The 19,598-nt window shown below is 67.0% G+C and carries 18 protein-coding genes; 1 reads left to right on the top strand and 17 read right to left on the bottom strand.

All coding sequences use genetic code 11. The features are described 5' to 3' along the window. Nucleotides 1-145: 145 nt before the first annotated feature. From nusB to ACLQ7E_RS18455, 15 genes are all read right to left on the bottom strand, one after another. Nucleotides 146-556 (bottom strand): transcription antitermination factor NusB, encoded by a 411-nt coding sequence (nusB, locus tag ACLQ7E_RS18525; RefSeq protein ID WP_411734051.1) that lies wholly within the window; start codon nucleotides 554-556, stop codon nucleotides 146-148. Beyond that, a complete protein-coding gene (efp, locus tag ACLQ7E_RS18520; protein ID WP_132363691.1) occupies nucleotides 556-1,116 on the bottom strand; it encodes an elongation factor P in 561 nt (186 codons plus the stop codon). Before efp ends, nusB begins: the two co-directional genes overlap by 1 nt. 179 nt (nucleotides 1,117-1,295) lie before the next feature. Beyond that, the gene (locus tag ACLQ7E_RS18515; RefSeq protein WP_411734050.1) at nucleotides 1,296-1,967 is read right to left on the bottom strand and encodes a hypothetical protein; all 672 of its coding nucleotides are present in this window, start codon (nucleotides 1,965-1,967) and stop codon (nucleotides 1,296-1,298) included. Further along, nucleotides 1,964-3,055: a 3-dehydroquinate synthase gene (gene aroB, locus ACLQ7E_RS18510; protein ID WP_411734049.1), complete on the bottom strand. Its 1,092-nt coding sequence runs from the start codon at nucleotides 3,053-3,055 to the stop codon at nucleotides 1,964-1,966. Before aroB ends, ACLQ7E_RS18515 begins: the two co-directional genes overlap by 4 nt. 193 nt (nucleotides 3,056-3,248) lie before the next feature. Further along, nucleotides 3,249-3,761 carry a shikimate kinase gene (locus tag ACLQ7E_RS18505; protein ID WP_411734048.1) on the bottom strand — a complete coding sequence of 171 codons (513 nt, stop codon included), beginning with the start codon at nucleotides 3,759-3,761 and terminating at the stop codon, nucleotides 3,249-3,251. Nucleotides 3,762-3,787: 26 nt separating this feature from the next. After that, nucleotides 3,788-4,990 carry a chorismate synthase gene (gene aroC, locus ACLQ7E_RS18500; RefSeq protein WP_411734047.1) on the bottom strand — a complete coding sequence of 401 codons (1,203 nt, stop codon included), beginning with the start codon at nucleotides 4,988-4,990 and terminating at the stop codon, nucleotides 3,788-3,790. 32 nt (nucleotides 4,991-5,022) lie between these two features. After that, the gene (locus ACLQ7E_RS18495) at nucleotides 5,023-5,934 is read right to left on the bottom strand and encodes a shikimate dehydrogenase family protein (protein ID WP_411734046.1); all 912 of its coding nucleotides are present in this window, start codon (nucleotides 5,932-5,934) and stop codon (nucleotides 5,023-5,025) included. Next, nucleotides 5,931-8,120: an endolytic transglycosylase MltG gene (gene mltG, locus ACLQ7E_RS18490; protein WP_411734045.1), complete on the bottom strand. Its 2,190-nt coding sequence runs from the start codon at nucleotides 8,118-8,120 to the stop codon at nucleotides 5,931-5,933. The genes ACLQ7E_RS18495 and mltG overlap by 4 nt, the downstream gene beginning before the upstream one ends. Nucleotides 8,121-8,292: 172 nt before the next feature. Further along, on the bottom strand, nucleotides 8,293-8,781 hold the full coding sequence (gene ruvX / locus ACLQ7E_RS18485; RefSeq protein ID WP_411734044.1) for a Holliday junction resolvase RuvX: 489 nt from the start codon (nucleotides 8,779-8,781) through the stop codon (nucleotides 8,293-8,295). A 41-nt stretch (nucleotides 8,782-8,822) separates the two neighbouring features. Then, nucleotides 8,823-11,504, bottom strand: coding sequence for an alanine--tRNA ligase (gene alaS, locus ACLQ7E_RS18480; RefSeq protein ID WP_411734043.1), 2,682 nt, complete (start codon nucleotides 11,502-11,504; stop codon nucleotides 8,823-8,825). A 150-nt stretch (nucleotides 11,505-11,654) separates the two neighbouring features. After that, complete coding sequence (locus ACLQ7E_RS18475) at nucleotides 11,655-11,888, bottom strand: hypothetical protein (protein WP_217387902.1); 234 nt, start codon at nucleotides 11,886-11,888, stop codon at nucleotides 11,655-11,657. A 110-nt stretch (nucleotides 11,889-11,998) separates the two neighbouring features. Then, complete coding sequence (locus ACLQ7E_RS18470; RefSeq protein ID WP_411734061.1) at nucleotides 11,999-12,370, bottom strand: DUF948 domain-containing protein; 372 nt, start codon at nucleotides 12,368-12,370, stop codon at nucleotides 11,999-12,001. 158 nt (nucleotides 12,371-12,528) lie between these two features. Then, complete coding sequence (gene rpsD / locus ACLQ7E_RS18465; RefSeq protein WP_411734042.1) at nucleotides 12,529-13,155, bottom strand: 30S ribosomal protein S4; 627 nt, start codon at nucleotides 13,153-13,155, stop codon at nucleotides 12,529-12,531. A 242-nt stretch (nucleotides 13,156-13,397) separates the two neighbouring features. Further along, complete coding sequence (locus ACLQ7E_RS18460; protein WP_411734041.1) at nucleotides 13,398-15,038, bottom strand: replication-associated recombination protein A; 1,641 nt, start codon at nucleotides 15,036-15,038, stop codon at nucleotides 13,398-13,400. Between the two features lie 264 nt (nucleotides 15,039-15,302). Further along, nucleotides 15,303-17,012 carry a DUF222 domain-containing protein gene (locus tag ACLQ7E_RS18455; protein WP_411734040.1) on the bottom strand — a complete coding sequence of 570 codons (1,710 nt, stop codon included), beginning with the start codon at nucleotides 17,010-17,012 and terminating at the stop codon, nucleotides 15,303-15,305. Between the two features lie 190 nt (nucleotides 17,013-17,202). Here ACLQ7E_RS18455 and dtd point away from each other — a divergent pair, with 190 nt between their 5' ends. After that, nucleotides 17,203-17,643, top strand: coding sequence for a D-aminoacyl-tRNA deacylase (gene dtd / locus ACLQ7E_RS18450; RefSeq protein WP_411734039.1), 441 nt, complete (start codon nucleotides 17,203-17,205; stop codon nucleotides 17,641-17,643). Nucleotides 17,644-17,662: 19 nt separating this feature from the next. Here the strand turns inward: dtd and ACLQ7E_RS18445 are convergent, their stop codons facing one another. Both ACLQ7E_RS18445 and ACLQ7E_RS18440 read right to left on the bottom strand, forming a co-directional pair. Next, a complete protein-coding gene (locus tag ACLQ7E_RS18445; protein ID WP_411734038.1) occupies nucleotides 17,663-18,784 on the bottom strand; it encodes a hypothetical protein in 1,122 nt (373 codons plus the stop codon). Nucleotides 18,785-18,860: 76 nt separating this feature from the next. Beyond that, complete coding sequence (locus tag ACLQ7E_RS18440) at nucleotides 18,861-19,187, bottom strand: PadR family transcriptional regulator (protein ID WP_411734037.1); 327 nt, start codon at nucleotides 19,185-19,187, stop codon at nucleotides 18,861-18,863. Nucleotides 19,188-19,598: the final 411 nt, after the last annotated feature.

Genomic DNA, 19,598 nt, shown 5'->3' with positions numbered 1-19,598 from the left:
GGTTTCTGCGGCCCAAGCACACAGTGTGGCACATTTCACTGTCCCCGCACCGCTCCCCACGCCGTGGGGTCCCCCGGTGCCGGCACGGCGGTGACCTGTCGATTTTCCGTTAAACGCCGGCCGGCGGTGGTGAAGGGTCGTGCGGCTAGGCCAGCAGCGTCGGCTTCATCTGTTGGATGCGCCCGAGCAGGCCGTTGACGAACTCCGGGGACTCGTCGGTGGAGAGCTCGCGTACCAGGACGACGGCTTCCGCCACGGCGACCCCGTCGGGAACGTCGTCGTTGTACAACAACTCCCAGGTGCCGATGCGCAGTGCCGTGCGGTCCACTGCCGGCATGCGCTCCAGGGTCCAGCCCTTGGAGTAGGAGGAGAGGATCTCGTCGATCCTGTCCAGCTCGCCCATGACACCCTCGATCAGGGTGACGGTGTACTCGTTGATGGTGATGTCCGTGGCTTCACGGCGCAAACGCATGGCCGCCAGGGGCGAGACATCGCGTTGTTCGGCTTCAAAAAGGATGTCAAGTGCCCGACGGCGGGCCTTGGCGCGTGCGCTCACTAGGAGACACGCCCCAGGTAATCGCCGGTGCGGGTGTCGACCTTGACCTTGGTGTTCTGCTCAACGAAGAGCGGCACCTGGATCTCGACACCGGTTTCCAGCGTGGCGGGCTTGGTGCCGGCCGAGGAGCGGTCGCCCTGCAGGCCCGGCTCGGTGTAGGTGATTTCCAGGACCACGGAGGAAGGAAGCTCGATGTAGAGCGGTGAGCCCTCGTGCATGGCGATGGTGGCATTCTGGTTTTCCAGCATGTAGCCGGCCTGATCGCCAACGACGGTGCCCGGGACGGTGATCTGGTCGTAGTCGCTCAGATCCATGAACACGAAGTCTTCGCCGTCCTTGTACAGGTACTGGTAATCGCGGCGGTCAACGGTGGCGGTCTCGATCTTGGCGCCGGCGTTGTACGTCTTGTCGACGACCTTGCCGGTGAGCACGTTGCGCATCTTGGTGCGCACGAAGGCGCCGCCCTTGCCCGGCTTCACGTGCTGGAAGTCAATGATGGTCCAGAGCTGGTTCTCGATCTTGAGAACCTGTCCATTCTTGATGTCGGTGGTTGATGCCACGATCTACTCTTCTTCCGTATATCGCCGGGGGCCCGCGATGCGCACGAGGCGCCGGCGGACGGAGACCGCCGCTAAGCGGCCTCCCTCAGGCGTGTTGTCAAAAATCCAAGATTAAGCTTAGCGCACGAGTCGGCGCTCCGGGTTTCCCCGCGATAGTGATTTGCCGGACGCTTCGCGCCTCAGCCGGCTGCGGGGTGCTGCAGCGGGATCGGGGCGGTGGCCGGCGCCGGGTGCTGGGCAGCGGCATTCACCGCGGCCGGATGCGGGGCATCGGCACCGCCGGCGCCGTTTGCGGTGTGGGCCTGCACGGATTCCAGGCAGGCGCGCGAGGACTCGACGAGGTGGGCGTCGGCATCCGCGGCGGTGCGCAGGTCCAGCGCCTTGCGGAAGCGGTTGGCCGCGGCGAGCAGGTCCCCGCTCTCGACGTAGGCGAAGCCCAGGTGCTGTTGCAGGATGGCCTCGTGCTCGGTGTCCTTGAACTCGGTCAGCAGGGCGCGCAGCCGGTTGATGGCCCGGGGCGCGTCGCCCGCCGCGCGGGTCAGGGAGGTGTCAAGCACGCGCATCGCGAAGTTCTGCGGGTCGATGAAACGCGTCTCGGCGACCAGCTCGCTGGCGGCACGCAGCTCGCCCTTGGCCAGCAGCACCACCACCTGGGAGCTGGGGTCGCCGGTGCGCAGGGTGTGGTCGGCCAGTGCGGCATCGGAGATCTCGTGGCGCATCAGGGTCGGGTTCAGCCGCACCCCGGGGATCCCGGATTCGATGTTTTGCCGCGGGGCGCTGTCCAGTCCGCCCGCCGGCACCTGCAGCAGTGCCTGGGTGTGGGTCAGGTCCATGTGCGTTGCAATGCTCATTCTGCGATCTCCTGGTAGGCGGCGAACAAGAGGGAGGTGTCGGGGACATCGAGCATGCGCGGGCGGCCGATCCCGTCCAGCACCACGAAGCGCAAGAGGTCCCCGCGGGTCTTCTTGTCGCGGCGCATCCCGTCGAGCAGGGTCTGCCAGCGGTCCCCGCGGTAGGTGGTGGGCAGGCCCAGGGTCTTGAGGATGGACAGGTGGCGGTCCGCGACCGCGTCGCTGGTGCGCCCCACGCTGCGGCCCAGCTCGGCGGCGAAGGCCATGCCGATGGACACCGCGGCGCCGTGGCGCATCGAGTAGCGCTCGGCCAGCTCGATCGCGTGGGCCAGGGTGTGCCCGTAGTTCAGGTACTCGCGCTCACCGGATTCGCGCAGGTCGTTGGAGACGACCTTGGCCTTCACCGCGATGGCGCGCTCGATGAGTTCACGCAGGCGCGGCGAGGTGGCGTCGGTGGCATCGGCCGGGTCTTCCTCGATGAGCTCGAGGATGCGTTCGTCGGCGATGAAGCCGCACTTCACGACCTCGGCCATGCCGGTGACCAATTCGTTCTTCGGCAGCGTGGAGAGCGTGTCCAGGTCCACCAGCACCCCTGCAGGCGGGAAGAAGGCGCCGACGAGGTTCTTGCCCTCGGCGGTGTTGATCCCGGTCTTGCCGCCCACGGCCGCGTCGACCATGCCCAGCAGGGAGGTCGGGATGTGGATGACCTTGGTTCCGCGCAGCCAGGTGGCGGCGACGAAGCCGGCCAGGTCGGTGACCGCGCCGCCCCCGACGGCGACGATGGCGTCCGAGCGGGTGAAGTCGTTCTTGCCCAGCACCTGCCAGCAGAAGGAGGCAACCTCGATGTGCTTGCCCTCTTCGGCGTCCGGGATCTCGGCGCTCAGCGCGGTGTAGCCGGCGGCCTCTAGGTCGTCCTTGACGATGTCCCCGGTGGCGCGCAGGGCGCGCGGGTGGATGATGAGCACCTTCTTGACGCGCTCGCCCAGCAGGCCGGGCAGGCGGCCCAGCAGGCCGTTGCCCACGATCACCTCGTAGTTCTCGGCAGGAGCCGATCCGGTGACCTGAATCGTCGTGGGTGCTGGGTTCATCGTTGGATCCTCCAAAGTGCTGCGTAGCGCGCCGGGGCCGCATTCCGCTTGCGCGGCGTTGCGTCGGGCCATCGGCGCGTGAGTGAAAACGCGTCAACCCGTCTTCGCGGTTGACTGATAGCCATGCTCGGGGCGCGTCAATGCGTCCGTTGCCGGGCTTAAGCCTACGTGTTTAGGCACCCCAGATGGTGTTTCAGTGTCCGGCATCACGGTAGGAAGTGAGGATTGATACGGCGATTTCCTCCGCGGTCCTCCCCCGGGTGTCGATGAGCAATGTCGCGGTGGCCTCGTAAAGCCCGCTGCGCTGCGCAAAGATGCGGTTCCATGATTCCAGCGGCGTGCCGCCGAGCAGGGGCCGGGTCATGTCGGCCCCGATGCGCGGGGCGACGGTGGCGGAGTCGGTCAGCAGGTACACGCTGAATCCGGCGGCGATGACCGCCCGGTTCTGGGCCGAGAGCACGGAGCCTCCCCCGGTGGCCACGACGGCCGGGGCGGCGGTGGCCGCCCCGGGGTCGTTGTCTTCGGCCGGGCGCACGGCATCGGCCAGCGCCTGGGTCTCGAAGCGGCGGAAACCCTCCTCGCCGTGGGCGGCGAAGATTTCCGGGATCGGGCCGTGGGCAGCTACAACGCGCGCGTCGGTGTCGATCAGCTCGGTGCCCAGCAGGCGCGCCAGGATGGCACCCACCGCGCTTTTGCCACTGGCCATCGGTCCGATCAGGAAGATCGGAGGCCTCATGAACGGCGGACCGAGTCCAGGTTCGCCGGGATGGCGTCGAGGTAGGAAGCAATGTTGCGCTTGACCTCGCCCAGCGAATCGCCGCCGAACTTCTCCAGCATGGCCTGGGCCAGCACCAGGGCGACCATGGCCTCGGCGACGACGCCGGCGGCGGGAACCGCACAGACATCCGAACGCTGGTGGTGGGCGGTGGTTTCTTCGCCCGTGGAAGTGTCGATGGTGCGCAGGGCACGCGGGACGGTGGCGATCGGCTTCATGGCGGCGCGCACGCGCAGCACGTCCCCGATGCTCATGCCGCCCTCGATGCCGCCGGCCTTGTTGCCCGAGCGGTCGATGACGCCGTCTTCTCCGCGCACGATTTCGTCGTGGGCGGCGGATCCGCGGCGCGAGGCGGTGAGGAAGCCGTCGCCGACCTCCACGCCCTTGATCGCCTGGATGCCCATGAGGGCACCTGCCAGGCGTGCGTCAAGGCGGCGGTCCCAGTGCACGTAGGAGCCCAGGCCCGGGGGAAGGTTGTAGGCCAGCACCTCGACGATGCCGCCGAGGGTCTCCCCCTCCTTGTGGGCGGCGTCGACCTCGCCGACCATGGCCTCGGAGGTGTCGGCGTCGAAGCAGCGCAACGGATCCGCATCGAGCGCGCGCACGTCGGCGGCGCGCGGCAGCGGCGAATTCTCCGGGGAGGCAACGGTGCCGACCGAGACGGTGTGGGAGACCAGCTCGACGCCCAGCTGGGCCAGGAAGTTCGCGGCCACCGAGCCCAGCGCCACGCGGGCGGCGGTCTCGCGGGCGGAGGCGCGCTCAAGGACCGGGCGGGCATCGTCAAACCCGTACTTCTGCATGCCGGTGAAGTCGGCGTGTCCGGGACGCGGGCGGGTCAGCGGCGCGTTGCGCGCCATCGAGGCCAGCTCCTCGGGGTCGACGGCGTCGGGGTTCATGACCTTTTCCCACTTGGGCCACTCGGTGTTTCCCACCTCGATGGCCACCGGGCCGCCCTGGGTCACCCCGTGGCGCACCCCGCCCATGAAGGACACCTGGTCCTGTTCGAACTTCATCCGCGCACCGCGGCCGTAGCCCAGGCGCCGGCGCGCGAGGGCATCGCGCACATCCTGTGAAGAGATGGCAATGCCCGCGGGCAGTCCCTCGATAATTCCAACCAATGCGGGGCCGTGTGATTCGCCCGCCGTCAACCAACGCAACATGCACTCCATCTTGCCATGTACCCGCGCTCCGATTAGGGCCGGGATAGCCCCACTGCGTCGCACATCACATTTGTGACGTGGCGCCAGTCGGCGTCCTGAATTCCTGAAAAGTACTTGACCTGTTCCACGCCCTGGTGCACCAGCATCGACATTCCGGACACGACGGTGCCGCCTGCCGCCTCCCAGGCGGTGGCGATCGCCGACGGCCAGGGGTCGTAGGCCACATCCAGCAGCACCGCGCCGGGGGCCAGGATGCCGGGCCGGGCAGGCGCCCGGTCCAGGCCCAGCGTGGCGACCATGGCGTCGGCCGCGTGCGCGGGAAGCGTGGAGATGACGGCCTCGTATTGCGCCAGCCGGTCAGTGGCCTGCGCGAGGTCCACTGTGGAACCGGCCAGCCCCAGCGTCCGGGCCAACCCGAGTGCGGCAGCGGCGCGTTGCCGGTTGCGGACCACCAGGTCCACGTGTGTGTACCCCAGCAGGGCGCATGCCTCCAGCGCGGCGAGGGCGGTGTTGCCCGCACCCAGGATCGCGGCGCGGCGTTCCCGGGGCGCGGCGCCGGCGCGGCGCGCGGGCAGCACCTCGTCCAGCGCGCGCACGATCCCGTCGACGTCGGTGTTGTGTCCGGTCAGCCGCACGGAGCCGGCAAGGTGCTCCACCACCACGGTGTTCAGCGCGCCCAGGCGCTGTACGCGCTCCGAGAGCACATCCAGGTGCGGGATCAGCGCGGCCTTCAGCGGCATGGTGACCGAGACGCCGACCCAGCCGGGTTCGGTGCGCAGCCGGGCAGCAAAGGACGCGGCCTCCTCCGGGAGCATGTCGATCGCGGTGTAGGCGATGTCAACGCCCAGCGCCCGGTAGGCGGTGGAATGCAGCAGCGGGGAACGGGAGTGCCCGATCGGGTGCCCGAGCACAGCAGCGCGGCGCGTGGCCGCGGGGCCACTCACTTGCACACGTCCGTGTTGGCTGCGCACCAGGCACGGAATTCATTCTGGTTCACGAGGTGTTCGGCGTAGGTCTTGGCGAACTTCGTCTCGCCGCTGTTGGTGTTCACCGTGACCCAGTAGTAGAAGTCGTTTGGCGTCGGGTGCGCAGCTGCCTGGATCGCCGGGTCGCCCGGGGAGCCGATCGGCGTGGGCGGCAGCCCCTTGTGGATGTAGGTGTTGTACGCGTTGCCCGCATCCTTCTTTTCCGTTTCGGTCATCTGCAGCGTGTACCTGTCCAGCCCGTAGATCACCGTCGAGTCGACCTGCAGTAGGCCGTTTGTTTCGGTGTTGCTCGGGTGCAGGCGGTTTTCCAGCGCTCCTGCAACGGTTCCGTAGTCGTTCTGGCGCGCCTCGGCCTGCAGGATCGAGGCGACCTGCAGCACGTGGTACTGCTGGTTCGCGTCGGTGATGCCGTTGTCGGTCAGCGTCTTGAGAGTCGCATCGACCATGGTCTTGAGCACCGTCTTGGCGTCGACGTCCAGCGGGAAACGGTACTCCCCCGGATGCAGGTACCCCTCCAGGTTCGCCACCTCGGTCGTGATGCCGAAGGCCGCGGGGTCCTCGGAGAGGGCAGCGAGTTCGTTGGCCGACAGGCCGGTGGCGGTGGCGATGTCCTCCAGCACCTGGTTCATGCGCGTGTTTTGCTTGATGGCCACGTAGGAGACCTTGGCTGCGGGTTCGCCAATCAGGATCTGGGCGGCGTCCAGGGCCGGCATTTCGCGGCGCAGCTCGTAGGTGCCCGGGTGGATCTCGCGGCTCTCGGTCTCCACCAGTTGGATCGCCTCGAGGAAGAGCTTGTCGCTGGCCACGATGTCCCGGCTTTCCAGTTCGCGCCCGATTAGCTGGGGTCCCCACCCGGACTCCACCTCGAAGGTGACTGCCTCGCCGCCGGGTGCCGGGAAGTCCTGGGGGCTCAGCCGGTCCATGACGCCCTGGAGGAAGATGACGATGCCGAAGATCACGGCGCAGAAGCCCAGGAGCACCGCCAGCACGACCCAGTTGCGACGCCGACGCCGGGCCTTGCGTGCCTGCCTGTCGGTCGCGGTGGAGGTCAGGAACAGGTTTTGGCGTTCGAAGGACGCGTGTGGGTCCGTCGGATGGGCCATTGAAGCCCTGTGCGTGCCCTCGTGCGGGGCGACGGGAAGGTGGTCGGCTTCGTGGTGGTGGAAATCTTCCGCCTCGTGGGACGGTGCGGTGCTTTCCCGTGCCAGGCCGTTGTCCGGGGCGGCGGGCGCACCGGCGGGCTGCCGCGGTTTACCAGCGGGGGCCGTAACCGCGGGAATCGGGAAAGGCCCGGAGGTTTTCAGGACCGGGCTCGCGGCGGTGGCGGTTGGGCCCGCGGACGCGGCCATTGTCCCGGCCATTGTCGCGGGCTTGGTCTCAGTTGGTGCCGGCACCGGGGCCGCATTCACGACCGGGGGCTTGGACGGGAGCGGGGGCGCAACCCGGGTGCCGGCCGAGTCGGGAACCTTGACCGGGGCGACTACGGGGACCGACGAGATGGCCTCGTCCGCGGTCAGCTCCCGGCGGGCATCCTGGTCGAAGGGCGGAGTCCCAGCTGGCCCGACCGGGTTCCGTTCCGCCGCCTGCAGTGCGGGGGGGGTTGAATTGGTGGTGGTGGCGCTTCGGGCGGCTGCCGACCTGTCGCGAAGCGGGGCGGCGTTGGCCCGAAGGGTCTGGCGAACGCGTTCGGCCGCGGCGCGCTGGGCCTCGATGGCTTCCTTTCGCGCCCGTTGGGCGCTTTGGGTGCGTGCCCGTTGGGCTTCGTCGAGGGCCTTGGTGCGCTCCACCGCCGCAAGGATTCGGGCTTCCTCGGCCGCAACGGCTTTCGCGGAGGCCTTGAGGGCGGCTTCGGTCTTGGCCGCATCATCGACGCCGGGAACCGACGCCTCCGCCGCATCAGGGATGGCGGCATAGTGGTGGGCCGAGCCGTGGCGGGCGGGTAACTCGGAGGCGCTCTGGGTGCCATCCGCTTCATTTGCCGGACCGGGGTCGCCCTCCGGGGGTTGCTGCAGGGAAGCTTCCTGCGCCGGAGGCTGCGCGGCATTGCGCTTGTGCTCTGCCTTTTCGCGCGCGGCACGGGCGGCACGCCGGGGCGATACCCCGGATTCGTGGCGCGGAGAATCGTTGAACGATTCATTAGTCATGCGGTTTTCTCCCTTGCCGGCAGGCAACGTAGTAGCCGAGGGGCGACGCGGGCCCACTTCTTCAGCCGATTGAGATCTGTTGCGATCGTAACCCAAAGCGGGGTCTCCGGGCGGCATATCGCGGGCGTCGGGGTGCCCTGGCGCCTGGCGCGAGGCGGCGGACCGTCCCGGATCAGCCGTCATCGCCGAGCCCTTGGACGTCGGGGGCCGCCAATTGCCCGGGCGAATGCTGTCCGTTGCGGCGCATTTCGAGCACCTGCTGGAGAATCTCCACCGCAGCGACTTGGTCAACGACCGCCCGGTGCTTGCGCCCGTCCAGTCCGGCCTCGTGCAGCGAACGGTGGGCGCTGACCGTGGTCAGTCGTTCGTCCACCAACCGCACTTCCACTTCCGATCCGGTCCGCAGAAGCGCATTAGCCAATTCACGTGCATAATCACGTGCCATGGCGGTGGAGGCGGTTTCCCCGCCCGACATCGAGCGCGGCAGGCCGACAAAGACTTGCACGGCCTCGCGCTTGGCGGCCAGCTTCACCAGTACGGAAATGTCGCTGGACTTTTTCACGTCGCGTTTCAGCGTCTTGACCGGGGTGGCCAGCACCCCGTCGCGGTCGCTGGCCGCGACGCCGACGCGGGCCATGCCCACGTCGACGCCAAGCAGCACCCCGGAACGCGGGGTTGGTGCCCAAGACCCGGGCGCCGAGGCTATGACAGCTCCTGGATCGAACGGACCATGGCCTCCAGGGCCTCGGCGGTCTTGGTGACGTCTTGGCCGCCACCTTGTGCCACGTCGTCCTTGCCGCCGCCGCCGCCGCCAAGGATCTTGGCTGCGGTGCGCACCAGTGCGCCGGCCTTGGCGCCCTTGGCGCGGGCCTCGTCGTTGGTCGCAACAAGCACGAGTGGGCGGCCGTTGGACGCGCCGGTCAGGGCAACGGTCGAGGCGCCGGAACCCAGGCGGTCGCGCAGGTCAAGAGCCAGGGTGCGCAGCGCTTCGGCCGAGGGAACCTCACCGACGTCGTGGGCCAGGACCTTGATCCCGTTGAGGTCACGGGCCTTGGCCACCAGGGCACCTGCCTGGGCTGCCAACTGTGCACCGCGCAGCTTCTCGATTTCCTTTTCGGCGTGTCGCAGCTTCGCAACGGTGTCCGAAATGCGCTCGTTGAGCTGTGCCGCCGGGACCTTGAACATGGAGGAAAGCTCGGAGACCAGGGCGCGTTCGGCGGCTCCGTGACGGAATGCCTCCATGCCCACCAGTGCCTCGACGCGGCGGTTTCCCGAACCGACGGAGGCTTCGCCCAGCAGCGTCAGGGACCCGATCTGCGCGGTGGCGCCCACGTGGGTGCCGCCGCAGAGCTCGCGGCTCCAGGCATCGTTGATTTCCACCATGCGCACGGACTTGCCGTACTTCTCGCCGAACAGGCTCATGGCGCCCATGGCGCGGGCCTCGGCCAGGGGCATGACGTTGGTCGTGACCTGGTGGTTGTTGCGGATCGCCAGGTTCACGACCTCTTCAATCTCGTTGCGGGCGGCGTTGGAGAGGGCCTCGGACCAGGAGAAGTCAAAGCGCAGGTAGCCGGCCTTGTTGTAGGAGCCGGACTGCAGGGCATCGGGGCCCAGGATCTCATGCAGCGCAGCGTGGACCAGGTGGGTGGCGGAGTGCGCCTGTTCCCCGGAGTGGCGGCGGTTCCTGTCGACTTCCGCCAGCACCGTGGCACCCGCAGGCAGTTCGCCTTCGCGCACGATGACCTGGTGGACGTTGAGCCCGCGGATCGGGGCCTGCACATCGAGCACCTCGAGCACGAAGCCGTCGCCGGTGATCAACCCGACGTCGCCGGCCTGTCCGCCTGCCTCGGCGTAGAACGGGGTCTCGTTGAGGACCAATTCGATCTGCTGGCCCTGCTCGGCCACCTCTACCAGGGCGCCGTTGTGCACGATGCCGCGCACGGTGGATTCGCTGGTGAGTTCCTCGAAGCCGGTGAAGATGACGTCGCCGGCGTCGTGCAGCTGGGTGAAGACGGTGAGGTCTGCGTGCCCGGCCTTCTTGGACTTGGCGTCCTTCTGCGCCCGGGTGCGCTGTTCGTTCATCAGCTCGCGGAACTTGGGCTCGTCGACAGCCAGGCCCGCCTCGGCGGCGATTTCCAGCGTGAGGTCGATCGGGAAGCCGTAGGTGTCGTGCAACGCGAAGGCGTCTTCACCCGAGAGCGAGCCTCCCTTGGACTTCGAAACTTCCAGGGCCTCTTCCAGGCGCGTGGTGCCCGAGGCGATGGTGCGCAGGAAGGCGCGCTCCTCGGCGTAGGCGATGCGGGCGATGCGCTCGAAGTCGGTTTCCACGATCGGGTAGACGCCCTTCATGGCGTCGCGGGAGACCGGCAGGAGTTCGGGGAGAACTGCGGTTTCCACGCCCATCAGGCGCATGGCGCGCACGGCGCGGCGGATCAGGCGGCGCAGCACGTAGCCGCGGCCCTCGTTGCCCGGGGAGACGCCATCGGAAATCAGCATCAGCGAGGAGCGGATGTGGTCGGCGACCATGCGCATGCGCACGTCGTCGGCGTGGTGCGGGTCCTTCGGGTCCTCGGTGGAGGTGTAAGCCTTGCCCGAGAGTTCCGCGGCCTTGTCGAGCACCGGACGGACCTGGTCGGTCTCGTACATGTTCTCCACGCCCTGCAGGATCAGCGCGAGGCGCTCGAGGCCAAGGCCCGTGTCGATGTTCTTCTTGGGCAGTTCGCCCAGGATCTCGAAGCTGTCCTTGCCCGTGCCCTCGCCGCGCTGGTACTGCATGAACACGAGGTTCCAGATCTCGATGTAGCGGGTGTCGTCGGCCTCCGGGCCGCCCTCGATGCCGTACTCGGGTCCGCGGTCGTAGAAGATCTCAGAGCAGGGGCCGGCGGGACCGGGCTGGCCGGTGGACCAGTAGTTGTCGGCCTTGCCCATTTTCTGGATGCGTTCGGCCGGGATGCCGATCTTGTCGCGCCAGATTTCCAGCGCCTCGGTGTCCTCGTGGTAAACGGTGATCCACAGCTTCTCGGCGGGCAGGCCGTAGCCGCCGTCCTCGACGGAGCTTGTCAGCAGCTCCCAGGCGTAGGAGATCGCGCCTTCCTTGAAGTAGTCACCGAAGGAGAAGTTGCCGCACATCTGGAAGAAGGTGCCGTGGCGAACGGTCTTGCCGACCTCTTCGATGTCACCGGTGCGGATGCACTTCTGCACGGAGGTGGCCCGGTTGAAGGGCGGCTCCTCGCGGGCGGTCAGGTACGGGATGAACGGCACCATGCCGGCGACGGTGAACAGCAACGACGGGTCGGAGGAGACCAGCGAGGCGCTGGGAACCGCGGTGTGGCCCTTCGACTCAAAGTAGTCGACCCACCGGCGTGCAATTTCCTGCGATTTCATCGTTCCTCTTCGATCCCTTCGTGCTTACGGGCGCTGTGCTTGGGTGTGGCATGCATGTGCAGCTCCCCCGAGGCCTCTCGGCCGGGGAACTGCGTGCTGCCGGAAACCGCCATGGCGGCGGTCATCGGCACGCGTGCCACGAAAATAAGTCTAGTGGTGGCTTGGGCCAGGTGTTTCATCCAGGCCCAGGGCCTGGCGCAATTCTGTTTCGCGTTCATTCATGCCGGTGCGGAAGGCCTCGGCCAGTTCCTGCAGCGAATCGCTGATGCGGCCAACGGTGCGGTTCAGCCCGTCGGAGCTGGCAAGGTCCCTGGCTTCGCCAAGCTTGCGGGCGGTCAGGACGCCGACGCCGATTCCGATGCCGACCCAGAATAGTTTCTTCATCTGCGGTTTCCTCGTTTCGTGGATGGATGGAACGTGCGCTGCCGGTAGCTGCTGTATGGCACGTACCTGCAGGTGCCAGCGACCGGTGTCCCTGATGCTTCGGGCCGGAATCAGCGCGAGCGTCGTCCCTTGCCGGTCGGCTTGGTGTCAAGGACCGAACGAACCCCGGCAGTAAATGCCGCGATCTTGATCAGCGGCCTGCCGACGGTGGCTGCGGTCAACGAGGACAGTGCGCTGATGTTGGCCGACGCGTCAGAGACATGCGAGGTGATGCCGTCGACCTTGCGCAGCTGGTCATTGGTGGTTGCCACGGTGTTGGTGACCTCGGTCAGCAGCGGGGTGGTGCCATCGGAGACTTCCCTGACGGCTGCGCGCAGTTCGTCGAATACCTTGCCGAGCTTCCAGATGGGAATGGCAAGCAATGCCACCAGCACGGCGAAGACGCCTGCCGCAATGAGTCCGGCGATGTCCGACCCTGTCATGTGCTTTTCCTCTACCGTTGGTGACATGTGCTTTTCCACCTTACCGAAAGGTTGGCGATAGCACGGAACCGAAACGTCTTGGATAACACGAAGCCCGCGGCGCAGGGCCACGGGCTTCGTGTTGCAAGCTCAATTCGTTGGGCGTGAACCCGTTGAATTTAGCGTGCGTAGTACTCGACGACGAGGTTCTCTTCGCAGGTTACGGGGACCTCAGAGCGCTTCGGGCGGCGAACAAGCTTGGCCTGAAGGGCTTCAAGCTTGACGTCCAGGTAAGCCGGGACGGCCGGAAGAACGTCGCGGTGAGCGCCTGCAGCGGCGATCTGGAACGGGCCCATCTTTTCGCTACGCTCGTGAACGTGGATCAGCTGACCCTCGGACACGCGGAACGACGGACGGTCAACGCGCTGGCCGTTAACCAGGATGTGGCGGTGCACAACCAGCTGGCGGGCCTGGGCGATGGTGCGGGCGAAGCCTGCACGCAGAACCAGGGCGTCCAGACGCATTTCCAAGAGCTCAACCAGGTTTTCACCGGTCATGCCCGAGGTGCGCTTGGCTTCTTCGAAGGCACGGGTCATCTGTGCTTCGCGGATGCCGTACTGGGCGCGCAAACGCTGCTTTTCGCGGAGACGCACTGCGTAATCGCTGTCCTGCTTCTTGCGGGCGCGGCCGTGCTGGCCCGGACCGTAGGGACGACGCTCCATGTACTTTTCAGCTTTGGGAGTCAGGGCAAGGCCGAGGGCTCGCGAGAGGCGAACCTTGCGGCGGGCACGAGTGTTATTAGCCACGAGTGTCCTTTTCTTTTGTGAGCGGCTGTCATTGGGTCTGGCCTCCATGATGGAGAGTTGTGGGAAGCCGCTTCCCTATTCACTACAACTGCACCGTTGCGCACCGTCCGAGACCGAGGTTTCGGATGGGTTGCGGTTGGGCAGCTTGCCAGCCAAGGATCAATCCTACCACCGCCGCCAAACCCAACGTTCACGCCCGGTGGTTGATGGGAGTGTGAGATATACCCGTTGCCCGCGTGGGATTACTTGGTCCGGCGGTCCTTGGCCCGGATGATTCCGCGGATGCGTTCAACACGTTCGCCGATGGAGCGTTCGGCCCCGTTGGCGGTGGGCCGGTAGTAGTCGACTCCCAGCAGGTCGTCCGGTGCATATTGCTGCGTGGCCACCGAATGCGGGGCGTCGTGCGAATACTGGTAGCCCTTGCCGTGTCCCAGTTGCTGGGCACCGGCATAGTGGGCGTCGCGCAGATGCATGGGCACCCCGTTGCCGCGCCCGGCGCGGACATCCGCGACGGCGGCGTTGATGGCGTTGTAGGCGGCGTTGGACTTGGGTGCCGTGGCAAGGTGCACGACTGCGTGCCCCAGGATGAGTCGGGCCTCGGGCATGCCGATGAGTTGCACTGCCTGGGCTGCGGCCACGGCGGTCTGCAGGGCGGTGGGGTCGGCCATGCCAATGTCCTCCGAGGCGCTGATCATGATGCGCCGGGCAATGAAGCGCGGGTCTTCCCCGGCCTCCAGCATCTTTGCCAGGTAGTGCAGCGCGGCATCAACGTCGGAACCGCGGACCGACTTGATGAACGCACTGATGATGTCGTAGTGCTGGTCCCCCGCCTTGTCATAGCGCTGTACCGCGGCATCCATGGCACGTTCGGTGTGCTCGATGGTGATGACGATCTGGCCCGTGGGGCTCAGTCCCCCGCCATCGGTGGCCTCATTGTTGCCGGTCGCCTCGTCCGAGACGACAGCTTCGGACACTTGGCCCGTGCCCGTCTCGGCGTTGCCATCCCCGTCGATGCCGTCGGTTTCGCGGGCAGCCGAAGGGCCGGCTTCCGGCGCTTCGCCCGGATGCTCATCCGCCGGGCTGCGCTTGGCCTGGGTGTCGGAAGTTTCATGGGAAGAAGGGTCCTGCTTCTGTGCGGAGCGACGATCCAGGAGGCCGTGGGAATCAGCGGCGCTCCACGCCACGCCGGCGGCGGCCTCAAGAGCCGTCAGTGCCCGCCGGGCGTCGCCGCCGGCCATGCGCACCAGATGGTCAAGTGCCGTCGGCTCCAAGACCAGCTCGTCGTTGAATCCGCGAACGTCGGCCAGGGCGCGGGTGATGAGCGCCGCAATGTCGCCCTCTTCCAGGGGGCGAAGCGTGAGCAGCAGCGAGCGCGAAAGCAAGGGAGAAACGACGGAGAAGGAGGGATTTTCCGTTGTGGCGGCGACCAGCACCACCCAGCGGTTTTCCACGCCGGGCAACAGTGCGTCCTGCTGGGCCTTGTTGAAGCGGTGGATCTCGTCCAGGAACAGGACGGTGGTGAAGCCGCGCAGGTCGCGGTCCTCCAGTGCCTGGTCCATGACGCGGCGAACGTCCTTGACGCCGGCAGTGATGGCGCTGAGCTCAACGAATCGGCGTCCGGGGGCACGCGCAATCACGTGGGCGATGGTCGTCTTGCCGGTGCCGGGAGGGCCCCAGAGGATGATGCTTGAGGGGCCGGATGGGCCCGGACCGTCGATTCCGGCTAGTTGCCGCAGCGGCGAACCTGCCTTGAGCAGGTGTTGCTGGCCGACGAGTTCCTCGACCGAGCGGGGGCGCATGCGTACGGCCAGGGGCGCGCGTGGGCGCACGTGTTCTTCGTCGTTTTCCTCGTCGTCACCCAAGGCACTGAGCAGATCGTTCACTCCACCAGCCTAGTTCAGCATTGCCGTCGAAGATTCCGGACCACCTTCCGCGGTGGTTTGACCGGACCGCGGAGCCTGCCGGGACTGGGGATGCGTCCGCGTCGCCGAAGGGCAATCCTGATTCCTCATTGCCGGGGTGGCCCGGGTGCTGCCACATCGCACACGCCGGTGGGGCATGGGGGTGACCCCACCGGCGGGAAGACAGCACCCGGGAGCTTGGCATGGCACAATCGGCGAGCTGCCGCGATTGGGTCGGCGTCTGCCCTAATCGAACAGGGGTACCGTGAACCCGATGGTGCGAAGCTCTGGGTGCCAATAGAGGTTTCGCTGCGGCGCACCCCGTGGTTGTCCGTCGATTGCAATGACGTAGGGAACGCCATCGATCGATTTCAGCGTGATAAGTCCGGCATGTACTTGGATGTGGTGATATTCGCACAATAGGGCCGAATTTTCCACGCTTGTATCGCCACCTTCGAGCCAGGGTATGACGTGGTGGCATTCGGAAGTTGAGGCCGCGCGTGTGCAGCCTGGGATTATGCACCCGCGATCCCGAATGGCAATGGCTTTGCGCTGGGCCTTGGAGAAGCCGCGGACCTCGCGGCCGAGATCAAGTACTGCCCCATTTTCTCCCATGACCGCCGGCAGGATGTCGCCATTGCAGGCCAATCTCCTGATGTTGGCCGCGGAGACGGGGCGGTTGTGGGCGGTCAATCCAGCTTCATCACATTGGCCCAGCAAGCTGCGGTAGCCGATCAGCACCCCGATCTTGACCCGCATGCCGCCGGTTTCGCTGATGTCGGTTCCGTTCAACGCACCGGAGCATGCCGCAACCAGGGCATCGAGCAGCAGCTGCGGGCTGGTGCGTGGGTCCCGGTCCGTCAATCCAGCGAGCCCCGAGCCCTCAGGGGGAAGTCCGCAGGCCAGTTCGCTTAACGGCATGCCATCGGTTCCAGCGCCTGCGGGCCTGGCCCACTCCGGTGCGGGTGCGCCGGCCGGGGAGAAGGTGGGAGTGCCCGAGGCCGAGACATCCTCGACGTCCGGGACGGCGTTTTCCGGGCCGGACGCTGTTGGGTCCGGGTTGGTCGATGCCGAGAACGGCGGGGATTTCAGCGAACGGGGGTTGGTCCAGGCCTCGCAGAAGGCGAGGATCGCCTCGGAGTCCATCGGGTCGCAGCGCAGCAGGTATTCATCGCTGCCGTCGCGGAAGCCCCGGAAGAAGAAACCGCGCTTGGCACGGATTTCCTCGTCGCTGAGGGGAGTGCCGTGCTCGGCCAGGAAGCTGCCCCAGTCCTGCAGGGCCTTGCCGCACATTTTTGGCTCACCGTTGCGCGCCTCATGGACCAGGGATTCCTCGATGGCGGTGTTGACCTTGTCCGCGTCGGCGCGGGGCTTGATGCGCGGCTGCATGGATTCCAGTCGGCCCGCGACCGAAGCGAGGTTGCCGACGTCCGCGCTGCCGTCGGCCGCGGCCCGGGCCAGGATTGGGTAGTTGGGTGCCACCGGGGATCCGCCGGCGTCGTCCGCGGGTCTGGCCGAGGCGACCAGGAGCTTCGCTCCGGTGATGCGACGACGGCCATCGCTACTGGAAATATGCAGGTGCGCCTGCATGTAGGCCAGGATGTTGCGGTGCGGCGCCATCCCGGGGCGCAGTCGCTCCGGCGGGATGGTGGCGGTGCCGTTGGCCAGGTCTTCGGGGTGGGCCACGAGCTCATCGATTTCCTGGGCGAGGAAGGGATCCAACCGGTGGATTTCGGCGGCTTCGGCACGCCGGGTGACCACGAGCTGGCCATAGGCGATGGTGCGGTGGGTGCGTTCCAGCAGGCCCATCACCGCCGCGCTGGCGGCGGCGTCAAGCGGCACCCGTCCCAGCTCGTCGGTGACCTCGGACAGGGCAAGTGCCGCGGCGGCCATTTTCCGGCCAAGCCCCGCGGTGGTGGTCTGCGCCGTCGGTGCCGCAGATAGTGGTGTGCCCATGTCGACCAGTGTCCGCCTTTTGGGCCTTGCGTGCCCCGAAATGGCGCCAGCTGTGCGGGGAAGTGAGTGGTTGCCCTGGCGTTCTCCAGAATGTGTCCGAAGTTGTGCAAACCGGTAGGGTCGGTACGTCCGGCGGCGCCTGGGCGGCGAACGGCGCCGCAGCGCTGGACAACGATGTGAAGGTGGATGCATGAAGGCTGTGTTGCAGGTGGTTTCCCGGGCCTCGGTCGAGGTGGAGGGTTTGGTCGTCGGCAAGATCGACGGCCCCGGCCTGGTGGTGCTGCTGGGCGTGACGCACGGCGACACTCCCGCGCTGGCTGCGAAACTGGCGGCCAAGGTGTGGCGGTTGCGGATGCTGGCGGGTGAGAAGTCGTGCGAGGACCTGGGGGCCCCGCTGCTGGTGATCAGCCAGTTCACGCTCTACGGGGATGTGCGCAAGGGGCGTCGCCCCGGATGGACTGCCGCGGCCCCGGGCGCAGTGAGCGAGCCGCTGTACGAGGAGTTCATGGAACAGCTTCGTGCGCTCGGCGCCCACGTCGAGTCCGGCGTGTTTGGCGCGATGATGGAGGTGTCGCTGGTGAATTCGGGCCCCTACACGCTCATCGTCGACACCGAAGACCTGCCCGGGTAGCCGCGCCGACGCAGCGCAATCAGTCGTCCGCTGGGGACACACGCAGCGACCGGGCATCGGAATCGCGACTGCGCTTGAGCCTCGTGGCGTCGGTCTGCATGGTCTTTTTACGGCACGAAGCGAGGAGCCAGGACAACCAGGCGGTCCATAGCGCCGCCTGGAGAATGGTCTTCCACGTCACTGCGTCCTCCACGAAGTCCGGCACGATGAAGAAGGCCAGGAACCACAGGAGCGCGGCGAGATGTGCCAGCCGGCGAAGAACGATGCTGCGTGTGATGGCGCGATCATCGAGGGCCGCCAGCTGGGCGGCAAACACCTCCACGTGGCCGAATTCGGATGCGGCGGATCGGGCGCGCCCGGCCAGCGCCCGATGCTGCCTTGCCTCACGAAGCCCTTCCCGCGCCTGAACCCGCGTGAAATGGTACCTGCCGCGCAGCAGGTTCTCGGCGTGGGCGAACCAGCGTCCGTCGTCCCATCCGGTGTCGTCGGGCAGGGCCGGGGGCTGCGAGTCGGGAAGAAGCAACCCGAGGGCAGCCAGGGCGATGCCGGCCACGGGCTGCACCCAATTGGCGGGCCCGACGAAGTCGTAGTCGTCGAGGACCGTCATCAACCAGATCGCGCCCGCGAAACCACACGCGGCGCCGCCCCACGTCACGAGTGCCGCACGCAGACGCCCCCGAGTGCGGATTACCCACCCCCACACGGCGAGACCCATTAAGCCTGGCAGCAGCACGAAGAGCAGAAGTCCCGGACCGGCAAGGCTGTGGGCGACCCAGCCGTCGTCGAGGCAAACCCACAGTCCGATGGCGAGCAGCAACGCGCCCAGCGACAACAACGCGATCTTGAGCCCGCCGCCGACAGTCCTGAACAGCAGTTTCCCTTCCAGCACCATCCCTGCCGGCCTGAGTCCCTTCGCCATCTTCCGCCCGTATGCCTCTGGCTCGCCGAAGAGTTCACCGGGACCCTGGCCGCTGGCCGCAACGCTTTCCCGCACCTCGGCCAGTATCGGGACAATCGCGGCGTCTTCGGCGTCGAACCAGGTCATGGCGAGGCCCGCGCGTGTTGCCCACTGTCGATCCGGTTCCGGCCACAATTCGACCTCGGCATCCCAGGGACCCGGGCGCTTCCCCTGGTGTTTCATGCTCGTCCTCCGGGTGTTGACAGGTGCAAGCGTGCTCGGTGGCGGGGCATGTGGGCATCGAACTTCGTTCTTCCGCTCATTGCCGCAGCACCGCGTCCTGGAAGAAGGCCCAGAGCTCGCGCTGGGAGGCCAGGTGCCCGCGGCCGGTGCCGGTGAGCGTGTAGACCTTGCGCCCAGGGGCGCCATCGCCGTCTTCCCAGATGCTGTCCATGAGTCCTGCGGCCTCGAGTTTCACCAGGGCCGGGTAGAGCGTGGAGCCCTTGATGGGCGAGTATCCGCGGGCTTCAAGCAATTGTGCCAGCGCATACCCGTGGTTGGGGCCCGCTTCCAGCGCGTCGAGCAGGCTCAGCGGCAACAGCGCCCGTTGCCATGAGCCTGGAAACTCCTTGCCGCCGCTCAGCATGCCCACTCCCCCACAGGATGGCAGCGTTCGGCACGCTGTGCCGGGGAGAAATTGGCGGTTGCCCACGGGATTGAGGGGTCCATGTCGTGGCCTTTCTGTGGAGGTGCGATGGGCTCATGACGCACGCCGCCAAAATGCGGACTAAGTCAAAAATTTATCTAGATAATTAATACTACTAAGGTTGTCCACGTTTCGTACGGGTTTTCCCCGACTTCTTTCCCGTGTCTTCAGCGCCTCACGGTGGATGCGATATTTCCCGTAGCGCCGGGCACCACAAATCGACATGGGCCAGGTGCCGTGTACGGGCAGGCGGTGGCCACCCCTCCCGCCTCGGGGCGCCCAAACCCGGGCGGCGCCCCGCCCCCCCCCCCAATACCCCCCCACAAGCGCGAGGGGGGGGGGCCCCCCCGC

The organism is Paeniglutamicibacter sp. (assembly GCF_046714615.1).
Lineage (GTDB): Bacteria > Actinomycetota > Actinomycetes > Actinomycetales > Micrococcaceae > Paeniglutamicibacter.
This window is presented reverse-complemented; position numbering and strand designations above follow the sequence as displayed.